Genomic DNA, 281 nt, shown 5'->3' with positions numbered 1-281 from the left:
ATCTGATTGCCGACGTGGATCACGCCCTCGTCCTGCGCCGTGTAGATGCGGCCGAAGCGGCGCGGAAACACGTCCTCGGCGGTCTTGCCGAGCAGCGCCGTTTTCTCCTTGAAGCCGCAGCGCGAAGCGAGCGTGCGGTTCACGAGCGCGTAACGCGCGTCGGCGTCCTTCACGAAGAAAACGACGTCGGGCAGCGCGTCGAATACGGGCTCGAGCTGCCGGAAGTGCGACAGCATGGCGGACAACGGTGCTTCGTCAGAGGGAAACTGATGAGCCAGCGT

Annotated in this window: 1 protein-coding gene; it reads right to left on the bottom strand. The window is 64.4% G+C overall.

What is annotated here, in order from left to right; all coding sequences use genetic code 11:
• Positions 1-281, bottom strand: a 281-nt coding sequence (locus SB753_RS36580) for a PAS domain-containing protein (protein WP_410805007.1), incomplete at both ends; no start/stop codon positions are given.

The sequence above is a fragment of the Paraburkholderia sp. SIMBA_053 genome (genome assembly GCF_046534895.1).
In the GTDB taxonomy this organism is placed as follows: Bacteria; Pseudomonadota; Gammaproteobacteria; order Burkholderiales; family Burkholderiaceae; genus Paraburkholderia; species Paraburkholderia caledonica.
The sequence above is the reverse complement of the archived record's forward strand: the minus strand, read 5'-3'. Positions and strand labels throughout refer to the sequence as shown.